Raw genomic sequence first — 24,039 nt, forward strand, 5'->3', positions numbered from 1 at the left:
TGGAGGGGAAAAACTAATGGATAATGTATCTAAGCGAGAAGAAAATACTCAACAATACAGGATAAGAAAATTAAATGAAGATTTGATTATAAAATTAATATATGTTATTGAAGGGAAAATTGATATAAAAGAGTTCAAGAAAGCGATTAATTCGTTTTATCAAGACATCATTAATTCATTTGAACTTGAGCAAGTAGATATTAGTTATTTGCCAGAAGATGAACAAGAACAATATTTAAGCAAGAGTTATTTGCAAAATCAAAACAGTTACCCCCAGTCTGAAATTGCAATAAAAGGGAAACTGATTAAACAAAATTCTGAAAAGTATTATTTGGAAATTAGCGGAAACCCTTATGTTATTGATAAACAAGCTCAACCACTAATAAACATGATTTCTAATTATTCGAAAAATAACTCTTCGAATATAGAGGGTAGTATTTCATATAAAGAAATAATAAAAAGATTAAGTGAGTTTGAGAATTCTGAGGATTCCTTCATTGGTTTCCAACATTGGGTGGAAGAAAACCAATTAGAAAACTTAGAGTATTTTCAGGAAGTAGATATGCCATTTGTCTATGAGAATAACGATTCAAAAAGTACAATACAACGTATTAGAAAAAAGTTTGAAGATATAGAAATAGACAAAATTAAGGCAACTAGTGAAAAACTTAACCTTTCCATTTCTGATATATTCCTCTCAGGTTGGTATATATGGCTCTCTAAGTATTTATCATTAGAACACATATTTGTAGGGGTTAATTATCAGGGCAGAAGTGACAATTCATCAGTAAATATCGGTGCACTCGACAAAATTATACCGATTGAAATCAATGTTAATAAAGATCTAACATTTAAAGAGTTTGCAAAAGGTTTATGTCAAAAAATAAATGATTTCAAAGATTATAAGGAGTCCTTTACATGGCAACGAGTAGAAAGTGCGCTAAATTGTGAAAAGGTTATAGGAATTCCATTTAGTTTTGATCATATTAAATGGAAACCGTTCCATAGAAACAATGATCTCTCTATTAAATTAGATGATATTTATGGAGTTAATGAAAAATTTAAAATGCAGTTATCAATTATAGAAAATGATGACGGATTAACTGCAGATCTTTACTATGATACTAGTATAGCTTCAAAGCAGGACTTTGAAGTTATACTGAATACTTATTTTGTAATGCTAGGAGATGTATTAGAGTCAGAAAATAAACGTATTTCTGAATTAAATCTTCTAGATCAAAGGTTTTATAACCTTGTGGTGAAAGAATGGAATGAAACTGAAAGCAATTATAATATCAATACTTGTCTTCACTCCCTTTTTGAAGAACAAGTAAAGCAAACACCAAAGTCAGTTGCTATTAAGTATGACAACAATTATTCCTTAAATTATGAACAATTAAATGAAAGAGCAAATGATCTAGCTCATCAGCTCATATTAAATGGGGTACAAAAAGAAGAAGTTATAGGTATATTTATGGATCGGTCACCTGAAGTCCCAATTGGTTCACTGGGGATAATGAAAACGGGGGCGGCTTATGTACCAATCGATCCCAAGTTTCCAAAAGAACGCATTTATAAAATATTAGAAGATGCAAACTGTAGATTTATAATTACGCAAAGTAAATATATTAATGATTTAGAAAATTTCAAAGGGATTATTATTCCGGTCCATTTGAATAAGGACATAGAGAATGGAGCCAATCTAAATCTTGAAGTATCTTCAAGAAATTTAGCTTATTGTATATATACATCAGGCTCTACCGGAAAGCCAAAAGGCGCTTTAATTGAACATAAAAATATTGTGAATCACATTTTCGCAATTCAAGAGCATATTCCATTTTTTTGGAAATGATAATCATGCTTACCTTTCAACTTTTGCAGCGGATGTTGGACACACTGTTTTATACGGTTCTCTATTATCTGGGGGCACACTTCACATCTTGTCTGATGAAATTGCGAGTGACCCGATTCAACTCGAAAAGTACTTTAATTCAAATAGGATTGACTTTTTGAAAATTGTCCCTTCGCACTTAAAGAGTTTATTTGGCGACTCGCCAGAAAAAATTTTACCACACAAAAACATTTTAATCGGAGGGGAAGAGTTACGCTGGAATTGGGTTTGTCATATTACATCAGTAAATAAGTGTAATGTCTTTAATCACTATGGACCAACTGAAACAGCTGTTGGTACATTCATATATAAAGTAACGGACAAGCAAACAACTAAGCGTGCGGCACCAATTGGTAAACCGATGAGTAATACAAAGGCTTATATATTAGATGCACACCAACAACCTCTTCCTCCAGGTTTTATAGGAGAGCTATATATTGGTGGTAGTAGTGTCGGAAGGGGATATCTCAATAATGCTGAATCAACGAATGAAAAGTATATAAGTAACCCGTTTATAGATACAAATGAAAAAATGTATCGGACAGGAGATCGGGTTCGCTATTTATCAAACGGTAATATTGAATTTATTGAGAGAGTTGACCATCAGGTAAAAATACGAGGGTTCCGTGTCGAAATTGGAGAAATAGAACGAGCTATCGAAACATATATGGCAGTTGGAGAAGCTGTGGTTTTAGCTAATGAAAATGAATCAGGATCTAACGAATTGTATGCTTATATTGTACCGGTAGCCCCATTAGAACCCTTTAATATTAATGATTTAAGGAATTTCCTAATAAATAAATTACCTGAATATATGATTCCAACTCATTTTACAACATTAGACGAATTCCCATTAACCATTAATGGGAAGGTAGACCGTAAGAAAATTTCCAAATTAGGTAATGACGATAATAATTTGAACAATAACTATGTCCCTCCATCAACAATTATAGAACAGCAATTAGCAAGAATATGGGAAGAGGTCTTAGGGGCAGAAAAGTTAGGAATACATGATGATTTCTTTCAATTAGGAGGACATTCCCTATCTGCAATTCAGACAATAACAAGGTTGAAAAATATATTTGAAATTGAAATTTCGATTCGAAAAATATTTGAAGCCCCAACTATTAAACAACTATCCATTGTAATAGAAGATTTATTAGTAGAAGCTATAGAATTGTAAAACATACTAAAGGTGGGTGATCATGTGATGACAATCCAAAACAAAAGAAAACGATTATCTGAGGAGCAGCTAAGAAAGCTAGAAGGAAAATTAAAATCAAAAGATATCCAATGTAAAATCTCGGCTAATAAAAAAACTGAAGAAATATTGTCCTATGGACAGGAACGTTTATGGTTCTTAAATCAAATGGAACCGGGTAAAGCGGTCTATAATATCCCGAAGGTATTAAAAATCCGCGGGAAACTTAATATTGAAGCATTAAAGAAAAGCTTTATTACTATCTTAGAAAGACATGAGACGTTAAGAACAACTTTTCATATTAAAGACAATCAAGTGATTCAAAAGGTTAATGAGGTAGAATATTTCGACATTCCTGTTATTCATCCTGAAGGTAAAACGAACCAAGAGAGGGATAAGTTAGTTAAGGGTACAATTAGTGAAGAAATCCACAGGCCTTTTGATTTAGAAAAAGGTCCATTGTATAGATTATCACTTTATGAAATATCAGATACTGAGTATTATTTTGTTATTCTTTTGCATCACATTATTTCTGATGGGTGGTCTCACCAAATACTATTTAAGGAATTATCAACTTTATATAAGGAAAATATACAAGAGGATTACAATCATTCATTACCTGATTTACCTATACAATACACAGATTTCTCACTATGGCAAAAGAAAGAACTCAAGGGAAATGAAAAATACAAAAAATCTTTAGATTATTGGATGAATAAACTAAAAGGTGCTAACGAGGTATTAGATTTACCAAAGGACTTCCCACGACCGAAAAATTCGACATACACAGGGGATGTATATACAGCCAATATTTCAAGTCAGCTCGTAGACAAGTTACATGCATTTAATGTAAAACATAAGTCTTCAATGTTTATGACGCTATTATCAATATTTAAAATTCTTTTATTCCGTTATACTGGACAAAATGATCTCGTTGTTGGTACACCAAATGCTGGTAGAAATCGTGATGAAATTCAGAATTTAATAGGCTTTTTTGTAAATAACTTGTCGCTTCGTACTGAAGTTAGAGAAGATATGAATTTCCTGGAAATGCTTAATGATGTTAGAAATGGTATATTAGATGCCTTTGAACATGAAGAGGTTCCGTTTGATGCCATTGTAGAAGAACTAAAACCTAATCGTCAGATGAATCATCATCCTATCTTTCAAGTATATTTTTCCTACCAAAAGGATTACTGGGAAAATGTGGAGTTATTTGATTTGGAGGTTCAGCCTGTTGATATTAAGCTTGAAGTCTCGCGTGTAGATTTTTCATTACATGTGGATGAGTCAAAGGAAGGGATTAATCTACATATTGAATATAGTTCAGAGTTATATAAGCGTGAGACGATTCAGCAATTGATACGGCATTTCATTAATCTTATAAACGAATTAATGGACAATCCAAATCAATTTATAAGTGACGTTTCTTTGTTAACGCAAGAAGAATTAGACCTGTTATTAAAGGGACCTAATCAACACTATTTAGAAGATATTAATACGATTCAATCTATTCATCGACGTTTTGAACAACAAGTAATCAATCATCCTAACGAAATCGCAATACAATATAAAGATGAACAAATAACTTATAAAGAATTAAATAATCAATCTAATCAACTAGCCAGGTATCTCATAAAACAAGGTGTGAAGCCCGAAAATCCTGTAGGCATTTGCCTAGAGCGATCAACTAATTTAATTATAAGTATACTTGCTGTTCTAAAAGCTGGAGGAGCTTATGTACCTATTGATCCGAATGTTCCATCTGAAAGAATTAAATTTATCCTAGATGATTCTAGTGTCCAACTTATCATAACGAATCATAATGTTAAGAATACAGTTTTATTTCCTAATAAAAAAGTTGTTAACCTTCAGGAAAACCAAGCACTAATAAAGAAAGAGAGTATTGAGAATTTAGAACTTCAATTAGATCCATCAAATTTAGCTTATGTAATCTATACTTCTGGTTCAACAGGAACACCTAAAGGAGTACTAGTTGAGCACACGAATGTAATAAGATTATTCTCATCTACAGACAAGCTATTTGAATTTGACCATACAGATGTATGGACCATGTATCATTCATATGCTTTTGACTTTTCTGTTTGGGAAATTTGGGGAGCATTATTCTTTGGAGGAAAACTATTAATTGTTCCTAATTTTGTTTGTAAATCAGCGGAATCTTTTTATAATTTGTTAAAGGAAGAAAAGATTACTGTTCTAAATCAAACACCATCAGCGTTTCAACAATTAACTAACCATATTGATGATATGAAAAGTGAAGATTTAGGTTTGAAGCTTCGATATGTCATTTTTGGAGGAGAACAACTTAATTTCAATATTTTGTCCCCTTGGTATGAGAAGCTAGGGGAAAGATGTCCAGAAATGATAAATATGTATGGAATTACGGAGACCACCGTCCATGCAACTTTTAAACGAGTAACAGAAAGGGATTTGAAAGCTCAAGCGACGACAGAGGGAAGTAATATAGGTAATCCGCTACCGGATTTATCTTTATTCGTCCTTGATAACAATCTCCAAGCAGTTCCTATAGGGGTAACAGGAGAACTATTTATAGGTGGTCCAGGTGTTGTAAGAGGATACCATAACCGTCCAGATTTAAATAAAGAACGCTTTATAAATCATCCTTTTGGTCATGGTAGTAAATTATATAGATCAGGAGATTTAGCACGAATACTACCAAACAATGAAATTGAGTATAGAGGCAGGATTGATGATCAAGTTAAGATTAGAGGCTTCCGGATTGAACTTGGGGAAATTCAATCTGTAATTCTTAAACACCCAATGATAAAAGATGCAGCTGTCATTGTTCGTAACAATTTGCATGGGGAACCGCAAATCGTTAGCTATGTTGTTCCAAAAGAAAATATAGACGGGTTAAATATCCAAAATTACTTAAAACAATTTTTACCGTCTTATATGATACCTGCATTTGTTACAAAAGTTAAAAGTATACCAAAAACGTCTAATGCTAAACTTGACAAAAAGGTATTACTGGAAATTCCCTTAGAGAATAATACACTTTATGAAAGTAAGGACTTACCTAAAACAGAAGCTCAGAAGAAACTATCCGTAATATTTAAGAAATTCCTAGGTCTTAACGAGATTTATATTAAGCAAAGTTTTTTTGATTTGGGTGGACACTCTTTAATGGCAACAAGAGTTGTGTCAGTGATCAATTCAACATTTAACGTTAGGATAAGTATTCGTGACTTTTTTGAAAATGATACAATTGAAAGCCTTGGTAAAGTGATTTGCAATCTTAAAGAAGATAAAGATAAGGAAAACATACCTACAATTAAGGTTCATCCAAACAATGAAAACATTCCTTTGTCTTTTTCACAATCACGTTTATATTTCATTGAAAAATTGAGAGAAGACAATAATGCTTATAAGATTCCTTTAACTTTAAAATTAAAGGGGTATTTGAACTTGGAATCTTTAGAATATTCATTGAATAAAATAGTAGAGCGCCATAATATTTTAAGAACAAATTTTCACGAATATGAAGGTAAACCAATCCAAGTTGTACGTCCTTTTAACTATCAACCTCTTAAAGTTTATAATTGGATACAGTATGAACGTTCTGAACTCCAAGAACAAATCCATAATAAATTGCGTGAAGAATGGGAAAGAGTGTTTGATTTAGAAAACGATGACTTGTTTATATACTATATTATTCAAGCATCTGAAGATGAATTCTATTTATTTACGAATACTCACCATATTATTACGGATGGATGGTCTATACAAATATTAATAAAAGAATTAATGGAAAATTATGTGGCTATTGAAACCGGAATGGATTTACCGATTAGCTCACAACCAATACAATACACTGACTTTACGGTATGGCAAAGAGAGTTTTTTGAAACAAGTATTATGGAAAAACAATTAACATATTGGAAAGAGAAATTAAGTGGAAAGCTTCCAATATTGCAATTACCTTCTGATCAAAAAACAAATACAGTAGAAGAATTTACTTGTAAACGTATAAAGTATACTTTATCTGAGGCATTAACGAAAAAGTTAAAAGGTTTAAATAAAAAATATGAATCAACGATGTTTATGCTTGCTACTTCAGTTTTCAAGGTGTTGTTAGCGAGACTTTCTGGGCAAAATGACATTATTGTTGGGACACCAATCGCCAATAGGAATCGAAAAGAAATTGAAGATTTACTAGGACTATTTGTCAATACTGTAGCATTGCGAACGAATTTGTCGGATCGATTAACATTTTCTGAATTACTTAAACAATTCAAAGAGACATGTATTGAGGTATTTGATAATCAAGATATACCATTTGAGCAAATCGTCAAAGAAGTACAACCAGATCGAAACTTGAAGTATAATCCGATTTTTGATGTACTTGTCAACTTTCATAATGCTGCAGAAGAAGGGATTAATCGACAAGTTCATAACCTTGCAATTGAAGAAGTAAATTTAGAAATATCTAAATCTAAATATCCAATTACATTTCACATATTTAATGATAAAAGGCTTCATGTTGAATTTGTTTATCGTCCTGATATGTATTCACCTGAAAGAATGCAGGAAATGCTTTATCAATTTGAATATTTGCTAGAGCAGATAGTTCGTGATCCAGAGAAAGAGATTACATCATATTCTTTAGTGACTCCGAAAACAAAGTCACTACCAAAACCAGATTTGCCATTGAATATAAAAGAAAGTCCATCGGTTTTACAATTAATTGATGAGTGGGCCGACAAAGTGCCTCATAAGACAGCCATCACACAAAATAATATCGATTGGACTTATCAAGAATTAGTAGAACACGCAAATAACATCGCAAAAGTACTAGTTACAAAAGGTCTATCAAAAGGTGAGGTCGTAACTCTTATTGGTGAGCGGAGCTTTGGGTTATATGCTAGTATGCTCGGAATTTTGAAAAGTGGTGGAGTGCTACAAACAATTGATGCAAATCATATGCCTATTGAACGACAACAACTTATGATTGATACCGTAAATCCGACGTTTATGATAAGTGTCAATCAACAAAATGAGGGAATCAAAAGTCAGTTTCAACAAGTAATTGATGTTGATTCTATTGAAGGGTATCCTACTTCAATTTCAGATGAAGTAAGTTTACCTCACATATTCGGAGAAGACTCGGCTTATATTTATTTCACCTCTGGATCAACAGGAAAACCAAAAGCGGTCCTTGGCAGACATCAAGGCTTAAATCATGTATTAAATTGGTTACGTTATGAATTTTCAAATATAGATACAACAGATCGTTGTGCACAATTAATTAACCTTTCTTTTGATGTCTCGCTTAGGGATATTTTCCTACCGCTTATATGTGGAGCAACACTATGTTTACCTGAGGATGTACTTGATTTAAGTGCCGATAAAGTTGTGTCCTGGTTAAGGAGAGATAATATTTCAGTCGTTCATACTGTTCCGTCTCTAGCTAATCATTGGTTAACAACTGCTAAAGAAATGGAAGGGAAAATTCAGTTGAAATATACATTTTTAGCTGGCGAGCCACTATCTGACACCCTTATAACACAATGGCGCTTACATTTTGAAGGAGAAATAGTTAATGCGTATGGACCAACTGAAACAACGATGGCAGTAGCATTTTCGAAAGTACCTAAAGTAACAGATAATGGCACACAGTCACCGGGTAAATCAATAGAAGGAACGCAAATTATAATCTTAAATGAACACAGTAATTTGTGTGGTATTGGAGAAATAGGAGATATCGCGATTAGGTCTCCATACCGAACACTTGGTTATTTAAATAATATTGAAGAAACAAATAGACTTTTTATCCCAAACCCATTCAACAGCAGTAATCCTAATGATTTGATTTATATAACTGGTGATGTAGGGCGCTATAGGATGGATGGAAGTCTAGAAATAATAGGTCGTAAAGATAACCAAGTGAAAATAAATGGGGTAAGGATAGAGTTAGAAGAAATACAAGCATCATTACTAAAACATGAGGCAATATCTTCATGTGCAGTCATTGACATAAAAAAAGGAGAAGACATATCTATAGCAGCTTATATTGTTTCCAATCAGGAAATTACAATAAACGATTTAAGACAATATTTGGCTAATATTTTTCCGAAAGTGATGATTCCAAGATACTTCATCTTCCTTGATCGTCTTCCACTTCTTCCAAATGGAAAGGTAGATCGTAAACATTTAAGAACGATGGATCCAAAGATAAATGAGAGTAGTGAAGAGAATACTCCAGCTACAGATCCGGTCGAAAAAGAATTGGTTACGATTTGGGAAGAGATTCTAGATACGAAAAATATTAAAATTAACCAAGATTTCTTTGAATTAGGTGGACATTCGATACTTGCAATGGAAATAATGTACAAGATTCGAAAAAGCTTTAAAGTGGATTTACCACTAAGAACATTTATACAAACACCAACAATAAAAGAAATTGCAAGTCATATTAGAAATTATAGTTCAATAGAAAAAGGACAATGTCTAATTCCACTTCAAAGTGAAAGTCAAATTGAGGATGAAGTACCATTGTTTATAATTCACCCAATAGGCGGAGGGGTACTCTGTTATTCAGATTTCGTAAAAAAATTAAAATACAAAGGGTCGGTATATGGTTTACAATCATATGGCTATGACTCGGACGATAAAGCACTTGAAGATGTAAAAGAAATGGCTAATAAATATTTAGAAGAGATTCGTAAAAAACAACCTAAAGGCCCATATCGGTTAATTGCATGGTCATTCGGTGTAACAATTTTATATGAGATTGTTAGAGTATTGGAAGAGGAAGGGCAGAACATCGAGTATTTAGCATTTTTGGATTATTTACCAGAAGAAAAAGTAACCAAAGAGTTAGCAATTAAGTATGTAACGGAATTAATTCTTAACAATATGAATATTGATTTATCTACAATTGAATCTATGTCACCTATAGAGGGATTAGAATTTGCGAAATCAAAGGTAAAGACATTTATCTCACCTGAGAAGGGTGAAACATTTGAAGGAGTAGATCGAGCAGTAAAAGTTATGGTTGGTAATTGCATTGCAAGACAATCCTTTAAAATGAAAGATAAACTAAATACGAATTTACATTTATATTACGTAAATGAAATAGCTCCAGTATCTCCGTTACCTTTGCTTGATCCTAAAAGTGCACAAAAGGTAACGAATGGAAATGTTATTGCCCACAGAGTTAACGGTCATCACCATAATATGTGTTCTTCAGAGCATGCAGACACTTTAGCAGAGACAATCAATCAGCACCTAGATCAGGTGTGTAATAAAAATTTTGAGAGGTCGGTATAAAAAATGAATGAAACCATTGTACTTGGTGTAATTGGAGAAGACTGTCACTCAGTCGGGCTTAAAATCATTGATTATGTTTTCAGTGAAGCTGGTTTTAATGTTGTAAATATTGGAACCTATAACAAGATTGAAGATTTTACGAAGGCTGCTAAAGAGAATAGGGCTGAAGCTATATTAGTTTCAACTTTAAATGGTCATGGTGAAATTGAGTGTGAAGGAATACGGAAAGCATGTGAAGAGTTTGGTTTAGACGATATTTTACTATATGTAGGGGGTAACTTAGTTATAGGTAAACAACATCCTACTATAGTTGAAAATCGTTATAAAAATATGGGGATTGACAGAATTTACTTTTCATATACTCCACTAGAACAAGCTGTGCAAGATTTACGACATGATATAAGGATTAAAAGACAAAAATATTCATATGGAATGTAAAGACAAAACCGATTGTGTTTGGCACAATCGGTTTTCTTGTTAAAAGAAAACTATTGTCTAGACCAGTGGTTCTAAAAAGCTTATAGCTATGAGGAAATGTTGTAAAACCTCCTTTGTTACAAAAAAATTTGGTCCGCCAACTTAATTCAAGTAACGGAGGAGGTTATCCAAATTGGGTACAAACAGCTTATCACATACAAAATAGAACAGTAAATATAACATAGTATTTGCTCCAAAATATAGAAGGCAATTGATATAAGGAAAGAGTCGAAAAGATATAGGGCACAATTTACGTAGACAATGTAAATGCAAAGGAGTAGAAATCATCGAGGCTGAAGCTTGTCCAGATCATACTCACATGTTAGTGAGTATACCACTAAAGTTAAGTGTTTCCCAATTTATGGGACATTTAAAGAGGGAAAGTTCGCTTATGATATTCGATAGACATACCAATTTAAAATATAAATATGGAAATCGTCTATTTTGGTGTAGAGGATATTATGTAGATACCGCTGGAAGAAATAAGAAGGTAATAGAAGAATATATTAGAAATTGACTACAAGATGATACAGCTGGTGATCATTTGAGTATGAAAGAATTTATACACTCGTTTACGGGCGAATCGGTAAAACAAGCAAAAAGTAAAGCCCTTTCAAGGGGGAGTGCAAACCACCGGTTAGATCGGTGGTACTGATTACATGAAAAGGTGATGTCCATGAAATTGGTTAATAAAAAGATAAGTAATGATGAATTTTTTAAAATAAGAGAAATCGTTTTAAATTCATGGAGGACTGGAATTGAAGCTTCTTCACTAGAAGCAAATTATAAGTATTTAAAAAAAATTCCACCAAATAAAAATATGGCATACCAATTAAGAAAGGCAAAAAAAGAACAAGTGACTTTAGCTCAACCAAGATGTGGTGTGACTCTTATAGATGATCAAATAAAATTATTAAACTTTTTGAAAAATACTGGAGAAGCTGACCTTTTAACTGCAACTATAGATTCTTATACAAGAAATAATAATTATGAAAAAGTAGAAAAGGTGATTAATGGATACCAAAATAACAATCGTTCCTTATTGAATGGATTTCCGGCGGTTAATTATGGTGTTAAAAATTGTCGAACAGTATTTGAAGCAATAGACGCACCTCTACAAGCTAGACACGGAAGTCCTGATGGTAGGTTGTTAGCTGAGATTATTCATGCATCTGGGTGGACTGCTAATGAAGGGGGAGGAATTAGTTATAATATCCCTTACTCTAAAGATGTTGCATTAGAAAAGAGTTTGAAAGATTGGCAGTATACAGACAGACTAGTTGGCATTTATCAAGAAATGGGGATTGAACTGAATCGAGAATTCTTTGCTCCACTCACTGCTACAATTGTTCCCCCTTGCATTATCAATAGTGTCATGATTATAGAAGCATTACTAGCAGCTGAACAAGGGGTGAAAAACTTATCAATTGGTTATTCTCAAGGAGGAAACCTTGTACAAGATATTGCGGCAATGAGCGCCTTAGTGGAATTAACGAATGAATATATGGATATCTTCGGTTACAACGATGTAGATATTTCAACAGTCTTTCATCAATGGATGGGTCTTTTCCCATTTGATGAAGCAAAAGCATTTGGTACAATCTGTGTTGGTTCGACTATAGCTGCTTTTTGTGGAGCTACTAAAGTAATTGTGAAAACTCCACATGAAGCCCATGGTATTCCGACTATGGAAGCAAATGCACAAGGAATTAAAGCAACGAAGCAGACGTTAAACCTACTTAAAGGGCAATCCTATCCAAAATCACGTGAAATAAATGAAGAAAAAGATATAATCATACAAGAAACAAAGGCCATCATTGATGAAGTACTGAAAGCCGGAAATGGAGATTTGGCTGTAGGCGTCGTCAATGCATTTGATAGCGGGTTACTGGATATTCCATTTGCTCCAAGTAAGTATAATCGTAATAAAGTTTTGCCAGCTAGAGATAATGATGGAGCTATTCGTATTTTAGAGTTTGGAAACTTACCAATTCCTCAAGATATAAAAGATTACCATAAAGAGAGATTAATAGAACGGTCATTATATGAAAAAAGAGACCTTGGTTTTAAAATGGTTCTAGATGATATATATGCTGTTGGAAATAATCAATTAATTGGACGCCCAAAGGAGATATAAAGATGAGTAAAATGAACCTATTTTGTTTCCCGTTTGCCGGAGGATTTTCAAGTGTGTTTTTAAAGTGGAAAGAAGAACTTGACAACCAATTACAAATCCGTCCTGTTGAATTAGCTGGGAGAGGTACGAGAACAAATGAGCCGTTATATAAAAATTTTAAGCAAGCAGTAAATGATGTCTACTTAAACATAAGAGATGAACTAGATTGTGCTCCATATGCTTTTTTTGGTCATAGCATGGGAAGTCAACTAGCATATGAATTATATTACAAAATTCGAATGAATGGGCACCGCTTACCTTCCATTCTCTTTTTATCTGCCCAAAATCCACCTCATGTTCCTATAAAGAAATATAAACATACACTCTGTAAGGATGAATTAAAAAATGAGTTGTTACAAATGGGTGGAACCTCCGATTCATTCTTTAATGATAATAAATTATTAGAGATGTTTATACCTGTTCTTATGACAGACTTTAAAATAGCTGAAGAGCATATATATAAAAAGAGAAAAAAGTTAATAGATAGTGAACTTGTCATTTTGAATGGTAAAGATGATGAAGGTACTGATTCAGGTGAAATTAAAGAATGGGAAGCCTATACGAACAAAACATGCAATGTATATGAATTTGATGGTGGACATTTTTATTTGAATGAACAATTAAGCGATGTAATCAACATCATTAATCAACATATGAACTTAATAGAGACAAAGACTATTTATACTTCTTAAAAAGAGTTGATTATTTTTTATATTTTATTGGAAAGACAAAACCCGAAATTTATTGATGGAGGATGTAATATGAAGACAATAAATGAAAAAGAATTAGTTGTTGATGAAGTAGATAACAGAATATTGGAAAAAGAAATATATTTAAAGCTACCTGTCACGGATTGTGCAGTCCTCACTTATGAAGCTTCAGGTTTGGAACTGATAGTCATTGCTTTTATTGTACTTGACACTAAAAATCCACAAAAAACACCTAAAGAACCAATACATTGTATACAGCATTTTATAAAGGTATCACAAATACCGTATACAGAAAATGGAGAAGTAAACTATGAACTATTAGAGGCATGCATAAATGATAATTTTATAAAAACGATACAAAATGAACAGAAATTAAACAACCATTCCAACGAAGAAAAATTTTTACGCTTATTTAATGAACAAGAAGAGGTTGAAATCCCATATCATATTGATGATTTAAATATTGAGTCAAAGCAAGTTCAGAATGATGATACTTCAAATGCTCATGATCCTATTCAAGATACAGTTGAGAAAAAGAATGATAGACCGATTGCTTATCAGAAAGGGGAATCTTATGAATATGACCGAAATGCTCCTAATACGTTAATAGAAATGCTCTTAAATACAGCTAAGAATAATGGGCACAAAGGAATTACTTATATAGAAGAAAATGGAAAAGAAGTCACTCAAACATATGCAGAATTACTTGAGGATGCAGGGAAAACACTTGTAGGTCTACGGAAATATGGATTAAAACCTGGTGATTCAGTAATCTTACAATTCAATAACCACAAACACTTTATTACAACATTTTGGGGATGTATTCTAGGTGGAATCATTCCAACGCCCATCGCCACCCCACCTACATATACAGAAAATAGTTCAGGGGTAAATAAGTTGAAAAATGCATGGGAATTACTGGGTAAATCTCCTATATTAACAGAACCTGGTCTAAGTAATGGAATCGAAAGATTAAAACAACTATGGGGAGAAATGGACATTCCGATACTGGATACTACAGTCTATCAAAATGAATTACCAGATACAGATTATTATGAAGCAACGGAGGACGATCTAGTCATAAATTTATTAAGTTCTGGTAGTACTGGAATGCCAAAATGCATACAGCATAGACATCGTAGTATTTTAGCTAGAATTAAATCAACGGTGAAATTTAATTGTTTTACAGAAGACGATATATCAATGAACTGGATGCCGCTTGATCATGTTGGAGGCATCGTGATGTTTCATGTTCGTGATGTTTATATTGGATGTCAGCATATTAATCCAAAGCTCGATTTATTTCTTGCAAATCCATTATTATGGCTAGATTGGGTTGAGAAGTATAAAGTTTCGATTACTTGGGCACCAAACTTTTCCTTTGCTTTATTGAATGAACATGAAGAAGAAATCTCTTCAGGAGCTTGGGACTTGTCATCCTTACATTATATTATGAATGCTGCCGAACAAGTGGTGACAAAGACAAGCATACGTTTCCTTAAAATAATGAAAAAACACGGACTTCCAGAAAACGCAATGGTACCTGCGTTTGGAATGTCAGAAACATCTTCAGCAATTGTACAAAACAGAGATTTCACGATAAATAGTGGATTCAAGTCTGTTGATAAGACAAAGTTATCTAACAGAATCCATACTATAGATGAAAATCATGAGAATAGTGCACTGATTACCGAAGTAGGCGTTCCAATCCAAAATGTTGAAATTCGAATTGTAGATGGAAACGATCAAGTTTTACATGAGGATGAAATTGGTCATTTACAAGCAAAAGGTCCAACAATTATGAATGGTTATTACAAAAATGAGAAAGAAAACAAAAAGGTCTATAAAAAAGATGGTTGGTTCGATACTGGGGATTTAGCTTACATAAACAATGGACGTTTGACAATCACTGGTCGTGCGAAGGACGTTATCATTATAAATGGGGCAAATTTTTTAAATCATGAGATTGAATCTGTTGTAGAAGAAATTGAAGGTGTTAAAGTAACATTTACAGCAGCTTGTGGTATTCCAAACTTGGATAAAGGTAGCGATGATTTAGTCATCTTTTTTGTTTCTGAAAAAGGAGAAAGACTAAAAGAAACAGGAGAAACGATTAAGCAAATCCGTAAAAAAGTTATTCGCCATTTTGGAATTGAAGCAACCTATGTAATTCCCGTAACTCAATCGATATTCCCGAAAACAAATAGTGGAAAAATTCAACGAGCGCAACTCGCTAAATTATTTCAGGATGGCTATTTTAAAGAAATGGTAAAAGAAATAGACTTGTACTTAGAAAATCACAATACATTACCTCAATGGTTTTTTAAGAAAGATTGGATTAAGAAAAATAATCGAATTCACAACCCTTCTTTATTATATGGTATCACCTTAATCTTTATGGATCCATATAAGCTAGGCGAACAACTAGCTAATAAAATGGATCATAATAATAGTAAGTATATAAAAGTATACGCAGGTGATGAATTTAAAAAAATTTCAGATAACAGCTATGTAATTAATCCAAACATTGTTGGTGATTATGAATCCCTATTATCTGCTTGTGAAGAACAGGATTATAATATAAAGAACGTTGTTCACCTTTTAAACTATGACACGGCAGAAAGTCCAAGAAATATAGATGATATTGAGCATTTTAAAAAACATAATATAGTTGCATTACTAAATATGGTCCAAGCCTTTTCAGAAGAAATGATCGTTCCGAATAAACTTTTTGTTGTAACAACAGAGGCACAGCTAATCGATTCATCTGACCAATATGATTACAAAAAGTCAATGCTTACAGGTTTCCTGAAAACGTTAAATGAAGAATGGCAAAATACGAATGTCGTCCATATAGACTTTCAATTTGGAAATGAACATAATGTAAACTCGTTGTATAAAGAAATAACATCATTCCATCATGATATTGAAGTGGGTTACCGGGGAGAAGACAGGTATAGTGTTAGCCTTCGTAAAGTGGATTTACTTACAGAAAAGTCAAATCAATCTATAAAAGAAAATGGGTGTTATTTAGTATCAGGTGGACTAGGCGGAGTAGGTTTTTTCATTGCAAAGGAATTAATAAGTAAATTCAATTTAAAGCTATTGATCATTGGACGATCACAAATCGAAAACGATCCAAATAAGGAAAAAAGATTACAACATTTAGAATCTCTAGGGGATGTCCGTTATCATTTTGTAGATGTTACTAATGAAGAAGAGCTTGTTGAAATAGTAGAGAACACTGAACATCATTGGAATCAACAGCTTGATGGAGTCATTCATTTAGCTGGAGTAGGAAGTGTATCGGAACATTTTGAAAATCCTGATGAATATTCATTAGGATCGACAAAACAAGACTTTTTCTTACAAGAACTCCAACCTAAAGTGAATGGAGCATGGGTACTATCAGAAATTGTTGGAAAAAGAAAAAATTGTGAAATTATATTTTTCTCTTCTGTCAATGGATTTTTTGGAGGAACATCTTTCGGAGCTTATTCCACAGCTAATTCTTTTTTAGACGGATTCGCTCAGTTCCTAAGAGTAAAGAAAAACATTAATGCGAAAAGTCTAGCGTGGAGTATGTGGGATAATATTGGTATGAGTAAGGATATTTATTCACTTGTGAAATTAACACAACAACGTGGCTTTAAGGTCCTTTCAACAGTTCAAGGTTTAAATTCATTTTTCGTAAGTTTAAACATTAATGAACCCTTATTATTAATAGGATTAGATTATCAAAATAAAAATATTAGATCTAATGTTCATACAAATAAAACCTTAAAGCTCACTCCAACAGTTTGTTATGAAGATGACAAATCTATCGAGGCGATTGAACAATCATTAACGGAAGAGAAAATGAATTATGTCAAGCTAAACGATATGCCACGAACAAATGATGGGAAAATAGATAGATTTAGATTAGTAACTGATTTAGATAATCTAAAAAGTAAGACAAAAGATTATTTTGTACCCTCAACAGAAACGGAGCAAAAGCTATTTAATATATGGAAGGAAACCTTAAATGTTCAAACAATTCAACTTTCAAGTAACTTTTTTGAACTAGGTGGCCATTCGATTTTAGCTTCCAAAGTAATAGCCAAAATAAATAAAGAATTTCATTTAAATATTGCATTAAATATACTATTTGAAAAAAATTGTTTCCATGAAATGCTAGCGTACATCAATAACCAATTAAACTAATAGTTAATAAAGGGATATTAGTCCATAAACACAAAAAATAAACGACATTTTTGCCGTTTATTTTTTGTTATAAGTCAAAACATAAAGGCTAACTAAATGTTGATAGGCGTATCTGAGAGATTGCTGAGTTTAATTAAAAAGATATCATATGTTGTATTATAAAATAGTATCTTTCTTTAGCTTTGAAAAGTAACTTAAACCCTTAGAGATCTCTTCAAAAATACGAAACAGTTTTTATCCAATTTTTTGGGTAATCCAGAAACAAACGGGAACCCTGAAACCCACGCCAGAATCGGAATGTATAAAAATGAATAGGATCATAGAAAAAGAAAAAGGCGGATTCCTTATGAAAGTAGAGATCAGCCTTTTTTGCAACCAATCAATTATTCTAAATGATAAAATAAAGGAGAAGTATTAGAATGAAGAAATATTCGTACTTACCACCTAGGATAAAGGGCTCTACTAAATCAGTCGATGTTATAGATGAAGCTGGAAATAAAGTGTTCACATTTAAAAGGAAGTACAAAAATATGTTAACAAGAATGGCAACCTATGTATGGAATATTGATTGGAACGTTCAAATTGATGTCTATTCCAACGATAGAGATATAGTTTATCAGTGTATAAAGAATACCAAATGGTTGGGAAAACCTACGTATAAAGTTATTAACTATCTGAAGAGTGAAGAATATGAGGTAAGTTATATTTCATGGCAAGTTATATCCCCTGAGCTTCTTATTAAATCTAAATCTTGTGAACTCATAGTAAAGAAAGTACCAATGGATTGGGCAAAATTTTATTATCAAGGTAAAGAAGTAGCAAGGTGGAGAATGAAGACATCAGAATTGTTTAAAACATACTTAGAGATAGAAAAAGATTCCCCTATACAAGAACCAGAATTTTTTACGAGTATTGCACAAAGTCTGTTTTATATCGGTGAATAATTAACTTCCAATAACGGTGGTTATGTAAAGAAAGAAGGAACAAAATTTGAGTTTAATAACTATGTCTTCTATAGGCGAAGTAACATCAATTATTGATGAAAAGGTATATGAAAAATGGGGAGAAATTGTTTCGACTATCATAATTAATCCAGGATATAAAGAAGGGCTAATTGGATTAGAAAACCAAGGGGAATTGAAACTTTAGCCAAGAAGGGTTGCTTTGCACAAAGAACAAAGTATCGTCCTAATCCTATTGGGATTTCTACAGTTGAGATATTATCAATTGATGATAATGTAATTACCGTAAAAGGATTAGATGCTAATAATAAGACACCAGTATTAGATATTAAACCTTATATACCAGAGTTTGATTCAAGAAAAGATACTGGTGTCCCTGTATGGATGAAAGAATTAATGAAAGATTATTTCTAATTTTTTTATTTGATATCATTGATGATAAAAAGCTAGCATAGAGCTAGCTTTTTTACTTCCGCTAAGTGAGGTTATGTTAACTAGAGTATATTTTCTTTGTTTTTTTCGTATAATTTTAATATATTTACTAATAGATGATAATAGAGAGGAATTTGAGAAATGAAATTTTATGAATGGAATAAACAAATTCAAGAAATATTTCATCAATATCCTACGCAAGATGCAGACATTTTTACTGTCATCGCTTCTGTTTTAGCTATTTTTAAGTTTGTTAGGAATTAAAAAAGCATCTATTTAGATGCTTTTTTATATTTAAAGATAAATAATAAGGTTCTGTTGCAAAGTTTTCTAAACTAAGCTACACTTTCGAAAAATAAAACAAGGAGAATCACAGATGGGATATTTTAAAGGGAAACAGTTCAAGAGGGATATTATTTTAATAGCCGTTGGCTACTATTGTCGTTTTTCTTTAAGTTATCGCGATGTGTCTGAAATTCTCAAAGAACGTGGTATTTCTATTCATCCAACAACTATCATGCGCTGGGTTCATGAATATGGAAATCTTATCTATCACATTTGGAAGAAGAAAAACAAAAACACATTGTTATCTTGGCGTTTGGATGAAACCTATATCAAGGTGAAAGGGAAATGGTGTTATTTATATCGAGCAATTGATAAAGAGGGACAAACACTTGATATTCAACTTCGTCAAAAACGGGACACACAAGCAGCATATGCTTTTATGAAGAGACTTGTTCGAACTTTTGGAGAACCAACGGTTCTGACGACAGATAAGGCCCCTTCTTTAGCTTCCGCATTCAAAAAATTAAAAGAGATAGGTCTTTACAAAAATACCTTTCATCGTACAATCAAGTACCTCAATAATATCATTGAGCAAGATCACCGACATGTGAAACGTTGATTCTCCCGTTCTTTAGGGTTTCAAAGTCTTCGCCATGCCTCACGTACTATTAAAGGTATAGAAACTGTTCATGCTATATACGTCGAAAAAACGAAGTCCTCAACCAAACTTCGTTTTTTCGACGTATAACGCATTACATGAATTATTAATAGCTTCATAAAGCTGGTCCACAATATTCCCCATCTCTTTATGTCTTCGGAAACTTTGCAACAGAACCTAAATTTCTCAAGTAACCCTATTATCAGTAATAATATAGATACTTTAAAAATAATAGCGATGATTTTTTCTATTGCTTTATTTAACATAATAGACGTACATTCTCCCTCCGTCGTTATAAGTGAATTTGATTATTGTATTAATAAAAATTATACTACATGCAAGGGATAAATTAATAATATGAAAAACATATTAAAAGAGCCATCGTTATTAATATAATTATGGATAACTTCTTCTGCTGCGTTCTTTTTGTTCTGATTCTCTTGCGTTTTTACGCCCCTTTAAATGATCTAAACGTGATTATAGTAATTCATTTCTATAATAAATTTCTTCAAGTAACGGGGGCTTTAGTAAAAGAAGAAAGGGTTCTACATATTAGATATGACTAATATGTAGAACCCTTTAGTTTTTCTATCTTTTTTTAAATTAGGTCTTGATAAATTTTCTGTAACCAGCTCTATTATTATTTCATAGAAATTATTTTTGATATTTCTTTCATTGGACGAAGCCAGTTTTGGGACATCATTAGTTCCATTTGTTTTTCGTCCTGCTTCTGCAGTGCTTGAATGATAGAATGATGTTCTTCAATAGATTGACTTGCTGGAACGAAGTTTTGGAAAAACAAATATTCAAGACGTAAAACGTGAAGTTGCATATTTTCTAGAAAGGGTTCAATATATTGGTTTTTAGCAATAGAAGAAATTGTATTGTGAAATTGTATATCTAGTTGTAAAGCTTGTTTTGCGTTTTTCTTCTCTATAGAGCGCTGAAAATCATCATTTATTTCAGAAAGTAGTTTCAGATCAGCGTCTGTAATGTTTTGAAGTGCTTGCTTTCCTATAATAGAGTGAAGACCAGCCATCGTTTCATAAATGATAGGAATGTCGTCTAACTTAATAGGAGCAATTTTTGTTTTTTGCCCAGGTACCATTTCCACTAATCCAGAAAGCTCTAATATTTGCAGTGCTTCTCTTACAGGTGTTCTGCTTACTCCTAGTGCTTCAGCCAATTCCCCATCATTAATTTTTTCATCAGGCTGCAGTACACCTTCAATAATCCAATCTTGTAGTTGATTTAAAACGAGTGATTTTGCCGAAACTCTTCCTTGTTTTTTATAATTTTGAGGGATAGGCATAGTGCATTCAATCCTTTCATTGTATATTTTCCTTTTTCTCATGAACAAGCTTTAATTCGGGTTTCCCTTCATCTGGTTTTTGGCTTAAGATAAGCACCATTACAATGACACAAAGAGCCCCTAATAACTGAAAAGATTGAAACGGTACGTGTAATATAAGTACAGAAGAAATAATAGCTGCGAGTGGTTCTGTACATCCGAATAATGTCGTTTCTTTCGGAGTTAAGTATCGTATGCTGTCTAAGTATAAATAAAATGCAATAAGTGTCCCGAAAATGACGACAAATGTGATGAGCGGTAGAGTACTTAGTTTTACATATTGCATAGTTGATAATAAAACGAATTCTTTTGTTGAAATAAAGTGTAGAATCGTTACCCCAATACCCCCAATAATCATGCCCCATCCAACGATAACAGAGGAAGACCATCTTTCTAGTAATCCCTTTGAATATAAACTATAAAAAGCAAGAGATACCCCTGATAAAATACCCCAAATAATAGATGGTGAAGAAACAGCCAAGTTATGAACAGATCCGTTTGTTAGTAAGAGAAAAGTTCCTACTAATGAAAGGGCAATTGAAATAAAATCAATTTTTGATGGACGAACGTTCCATTTGAAAAGTAAGTATACAGTGATGAATATAGGAGCTAAATATTGTAATAATGTTGCGACGGCGGCATTTCCTTCTTTAATAGAGGCAAAATACGTGTACTGTACAGCAAGCATACCGAATAGGCCAAACAAAATCATTTTAATAGCATCCGATTTTTGTTTCCATATGCCGAATATTTCTTTTTTTCTCGTTCCGAATGACGAAAGAATGAGCAAGATAGCACCGGATATAAGCAATCGAATTGTAACTAACCATTCAGTGGAAACGTGTTCATATTGGAAAAGTTGTTGTGCAGCTGTCCCGGACAATCCCCATAAACAAGCACCAATTACAACCATAATGATTCCTTTTAAGCGATTTGGATCCATATAGTTTTATTTCCTTTCTCTAAAAATAAGTTTTGAATACAATATGCAATATATCACGAAATGTATAAAAAATAAACTGAAATTTCTGTTTTGTGAGATGGGGATTTTAGTAGTTCCAGTTATCTTTACGATATAAGTGATTAGGTTAAATAAAACGAGGCGAAATTATAAAATTAAATCATAATCAAGAAGATAAAAAAATAAAGATAAGAGTAATTTGGTTTGTTAAAAATATGTGTAGAAGGAGAAATGTGATGAGCTGGGTTACTCATAAACCAATATTTGAATTTGATCAATATAGTCCATATATTCGAATGAATTCTGCGTGGGTAGGACATTTAAACTTTGCTTATGATTTAGTAAGATTTGAAAAACCAGAAATATTAGTTGAGTTAGGTACTCATTTAGGAGCTTCTTTTTTCAGTTTTTGCCAAGGGGTAAAAGATGGGGGATTATCTACAAAATGCTTTGCTGTAGATACTTGGGCAGGAGATGAGCATACAGGTCCATATGGAGAAGGTGTTTTTCAAATAGTGAGTAAATATACGGACATGAGTTACCCACATATAGGTAATTTAATTCGGTCTACTTTTGACGAGGCTGTGGATCGGTTTCAAGAAGGAACGATAAATTTGTTGCATATTGATGGCTATCATACGTATGAAGCAGTTTCTCATGACTATAAAACATGGTTACCGAAACTTGCGAATAACGGTATCGTTTTATTTCACGATATTGAGGTGAAAGATCGAAATTTCGGCGTGTATAAATTTTGGGATGAGGTTAAGGCGAAGTACCCTCATTTCCAGTTTGAGCATTCATATGGACTCGGAGTATTGTTTCCGAAAGGGTGTAGCGATAAGTTTGTGGAAATACTTAAAAATAAAGAAGAAATACAAGATATGTATAAATAAAAGTGGAGCATGCATCATTTTAATGATGTGTGCTTTTTTTGCGTGGGGAAAAATGGTAGCTCTTAAAAGATGGGGAATAGTAAAAAGTTTTGTTGTGGTAAATATTAAAAAAGTTATTCTCGGATTGTTCTATCTAAATAAAAATGTAACATTTTTTATATTTTCCATTGCGAAAAGTAACATCTACTTTTACAATAGAAAAGGTGTTATATTATACTGGAAAAATAAATCGAAATAATATGAAAATTTTGTTTTGTCTTCGCTAATTGTATATTACATACATGTAAGACGACATACGTCATGTTATCGACTTGTAAGGAGAGAAAAAAATGAAAAGTGTAAGATTACCATCGATGCTAGAAATCATAGTTCTTTTATTACTATTTCTTGCTGTTGTCTTTTCCTTCCAAACGATTTTTGATCTCCCAATTCAATTAGCGCTATTTATTTCATGGTTTTTAGTAATTGCGCTTGGATTAAGATTAGGATTTCGTTATCAAGAATTGCAAGATGCAATTA

General features: G+C 32.6%; 11 protein-coding genes and 4 pseudogenes. 13 read left to right on the forward strand and 2 right to left on the reverse strand.

What is annotated here, in order from left to right:
- Positions 1-16 precede the first annotated feature (16 nt).
- From PDL00_RS15640 to PDL00_RS15690, 11 genes and pseudogenes are all read left to right on the forward strand, one after another.
- Positions 17-1,852 (forward strand): AMP-binding protein, encoded by a 1,836-nt coding sequence (locus PDL00_RS15640; protein ID WP_270729960.1) that lies wholly within the window; start codon positions 17-19, stop codon positions 1,850-1,852.
- Complete coding sequence (locus tag PDL00_RS15645; protein ID WP_270729986.1) at positions 1,830-3,074, forward strand: non-ribosomal peptide synthetase; 1,245 nt, start codon at positions 1,830-1,832, stop codon at positions 3,072-3,074. The genes PDL00_RS15640 and PDL00_RS15645 overlap by 23 nt, the downstream gene beginning before the upstream one ends.
- 27 nt (positions 3,075-3,101) lie before the next feature.
- On the forward strand, positions 3,102-10,409 hold the full coding sequence (locus PDL00_RS15650) for a non-ribosomal peptide synthetase (RefSeq protein WP_270729988.1): 7,308 nt from the start codon (positions 3,102-3,104) through the stop codon (positions 10,407-10,409).
- 3 nt (positions 10,410-10,412) lie between these two features.
- The gene (glmS, locus tag PDL00_RS15655; protein ID WP_270729962.1) at positions 10,413-10,847 is read left to right on the forward strand and encodes a methylaspartate mutase subunit S; all 435 of its coding nucleotides are present in this window, start codon (positions 10,413-10,415) and stop codon (positions 10,845-10,847) included.
- A 220-nt stretch (positions 10,848-11,067) separates the two neighbouring features.
- Positions 11,068-11,541: pseudogene (gene tnpA / locus PDL00_RS15660) on the forward strand (IS200/IS605 family transposase).
- Between the two features lie 21 nt (positions 11,542-11,562).
- Positions 11,563-13,023 (forward strand): methylaspartate mutase subunit E, encoded by a 1,461-nt coding sequence (locus PDL00_RS15665; protein ID WP_270729964.1) that lies wholly within the window; start codon positions 11,563-11,565, stop codon positions 13,021-13,023.
- A gap of 2 nt (positions 13,024-13,025) precedes the next feature.
- On the forward strand, positions 13,026-13,754 hold the full coding sequence (locus PDL00_RS15670) for a thioesterase II family protein (RefSeq protein WP_270729965.1): 729 nt from the start codon (positions 13,026-13,028) through the stop codon (positions 13,752-13,754).
- Between the two features lie 69 nt (positions 13,755-13,823).
- A complete protein-coding gene (locus tag PDL00_RS15675; RefSeq protein WP_270729967.1) occupies positions 13,824-17,975 on the forward strand; it encodes an SDR family NAD(P)-dependent oxidoreductase in 4,152 nt (1,383 codons plus the stop codon).
- A gap of 419 nt (positions 17,976-18,394) precedes the next feature.
- Complete coding sequence (locus PDL00_RS15680; RefSeq protein ID WP_270729970.1) at positions 18,395-18,919, forward strand: tubby C-terminal domain-like protein; 525 nt, start codon at positions 18,395-18,397, stop codon at positions 18,917-18,919.
- A 46-nt stretch (positions 18,920-18,965) separates the two neighbouring features.
- Positions 18,966-19,351 (forward strand): annotated as a pseudogene (locus PDL00_RS15685) (TrmO family methyltransferase domain-containing protein).
- 394 nt (positions 19,352-19,745) lie between these two features.
- Positions 19,746-20,402 (forward strand): annotated as a pseudogene (locus PDL00_RS15690) (IS6 family transposase).
- A gap of 550 nt (positions 20,403-20,952) precedes the next feature.
- Here PDL00_RS15690 and PDL00_RS15695 read toward each other — a convergent pair.
- Positions 20,953-21,624: a GntR family transcriptional regulator gene (locus tag PDL00_RS15695; RefSeq protein WP_097817727.1), complete on the reverse strand. Its 672-nt coding sequence runs from the start codon at positions 21,622-21,624 to the stop codon at positions 20,953-20,955.
- Between the two features lie 16 nt (positions 21,625-21,640).
- Positions 21,641-22,606 carry a DMT family transporter gene (locus PDL00_RS15700; protein WP_270729973.1) on the reverse strand — a complete coding sequence of 322 codons (966 nt, stop codon included), beginning with the start codon at positions 22,604-22,606 and terminating at the stop codon, positions 21,641-21,643.
- Between the two features lie 254 nt (positions 22,607-22,860).
- Between PDL00_RS15700 and PDL00_RS15705 the strand changes: the two genes are divergently transcribed.
- A complete protein-coding gene (locus PDL00_RS15705; RefSeq protein WP_270729974.1) occupies positions 22,861-23,520 on the forward strand; it encodes a class I SAM-dependent methyltransferase in 660 nt (219 codons plus the stop codon).
- A gap of 329 nt (positions 23,521-23,849) precedes the next feature.
- Positions 23,850-24,039: pseudogene (locus PDL00_RS15710) on the forward strand (Na+/H+ antiporter NhaC); the annotation flags it as partial.

This window comes from Bacillus cereus group sp. TH152-1LC (assembly GCF_027710505.1).
Lineage (GTDB): Bacteria > Bacillota > Bacilli > Bacillales > Bacillaceae_G > Bacillus_A > Bacillus_A mobilis.

What these genes read in the sequence shown, in the direction of transcription:
- glmS (WP_270729962.1), top strand. Translation starts at nt 10,413, where the DNA reads ATGAATGAAACCATTGTACTTGGTGTAATTGGAGAAGACTGTCACTCA.
- PDL00_RS15675 (WP_270729967.1), top strand. Translation starts at nt 13,824, where the DNA reads ATGAAGACAATAAATGAAAAAGAATTAGTTGTTGATGAAGTAGATAAC.
- PDL00_RS15640 (WP_270729960.1), top strand. Translation starts at nt 17, where the DNA reads ATGGATAATGTATCTAAGCGAGAAGAAAATACTCAACAATACAGGATA.
- PDL00_RS15665 (WP_270729964.1), top strand. Translation starts at nt 11,563, where the DNA reads ATGAAATTGGTTAATAAAAAGATAAGTAATGATGAATTTTTTAAAATA.
- PDL00_RS15670 (WP_270729965.1), top strand. Translation starts at nt 13,026, where the DNA reads ATGAGTAAAATGAACCTATTTTGTTTCCCGTTTGCCGGAGGATTTTCA.
- PDL00_RS15695 (WP_097817727.1), bottom strand. Translation starts at nt 21,624, where the DNA reads ATGCCTATCCCTCAAAATTATAAAAAACAAGGAAGAGTTTCGGCAAAA.
- PDL00_RS15700 (WP_270729973.1), bottom strand. Translation starts at nt 22,606, where the DNA reads ATGGATCCAAATCGCTTAAAAGGAATCATTATGGTTGTAATTGGTGCT.
- PDL00_RS15705 (WP_270729974.1), top strand. Translation starts at nt 22,861, where the DNA reads ATGAGCTGGGTTACTCATAAACCAATATTTGAATTTGATCAATATAGT.
- PDL00_RS15650 (WP_270729988.1), top strand. Translation starts at nt 3,102, where the DNA reads ATGACAATCCAAAACAAAAGAAAACGATTATCTGAGGAGCAGCTAAGA.
- PDL00_RS15680 (WP_270729970.1), top strand. Translation starts at nt 18,395, where the DNA reads ATGAAGAAATATTCGTACTTACCACCTAGGATAAAGGGCTCTACTAAA.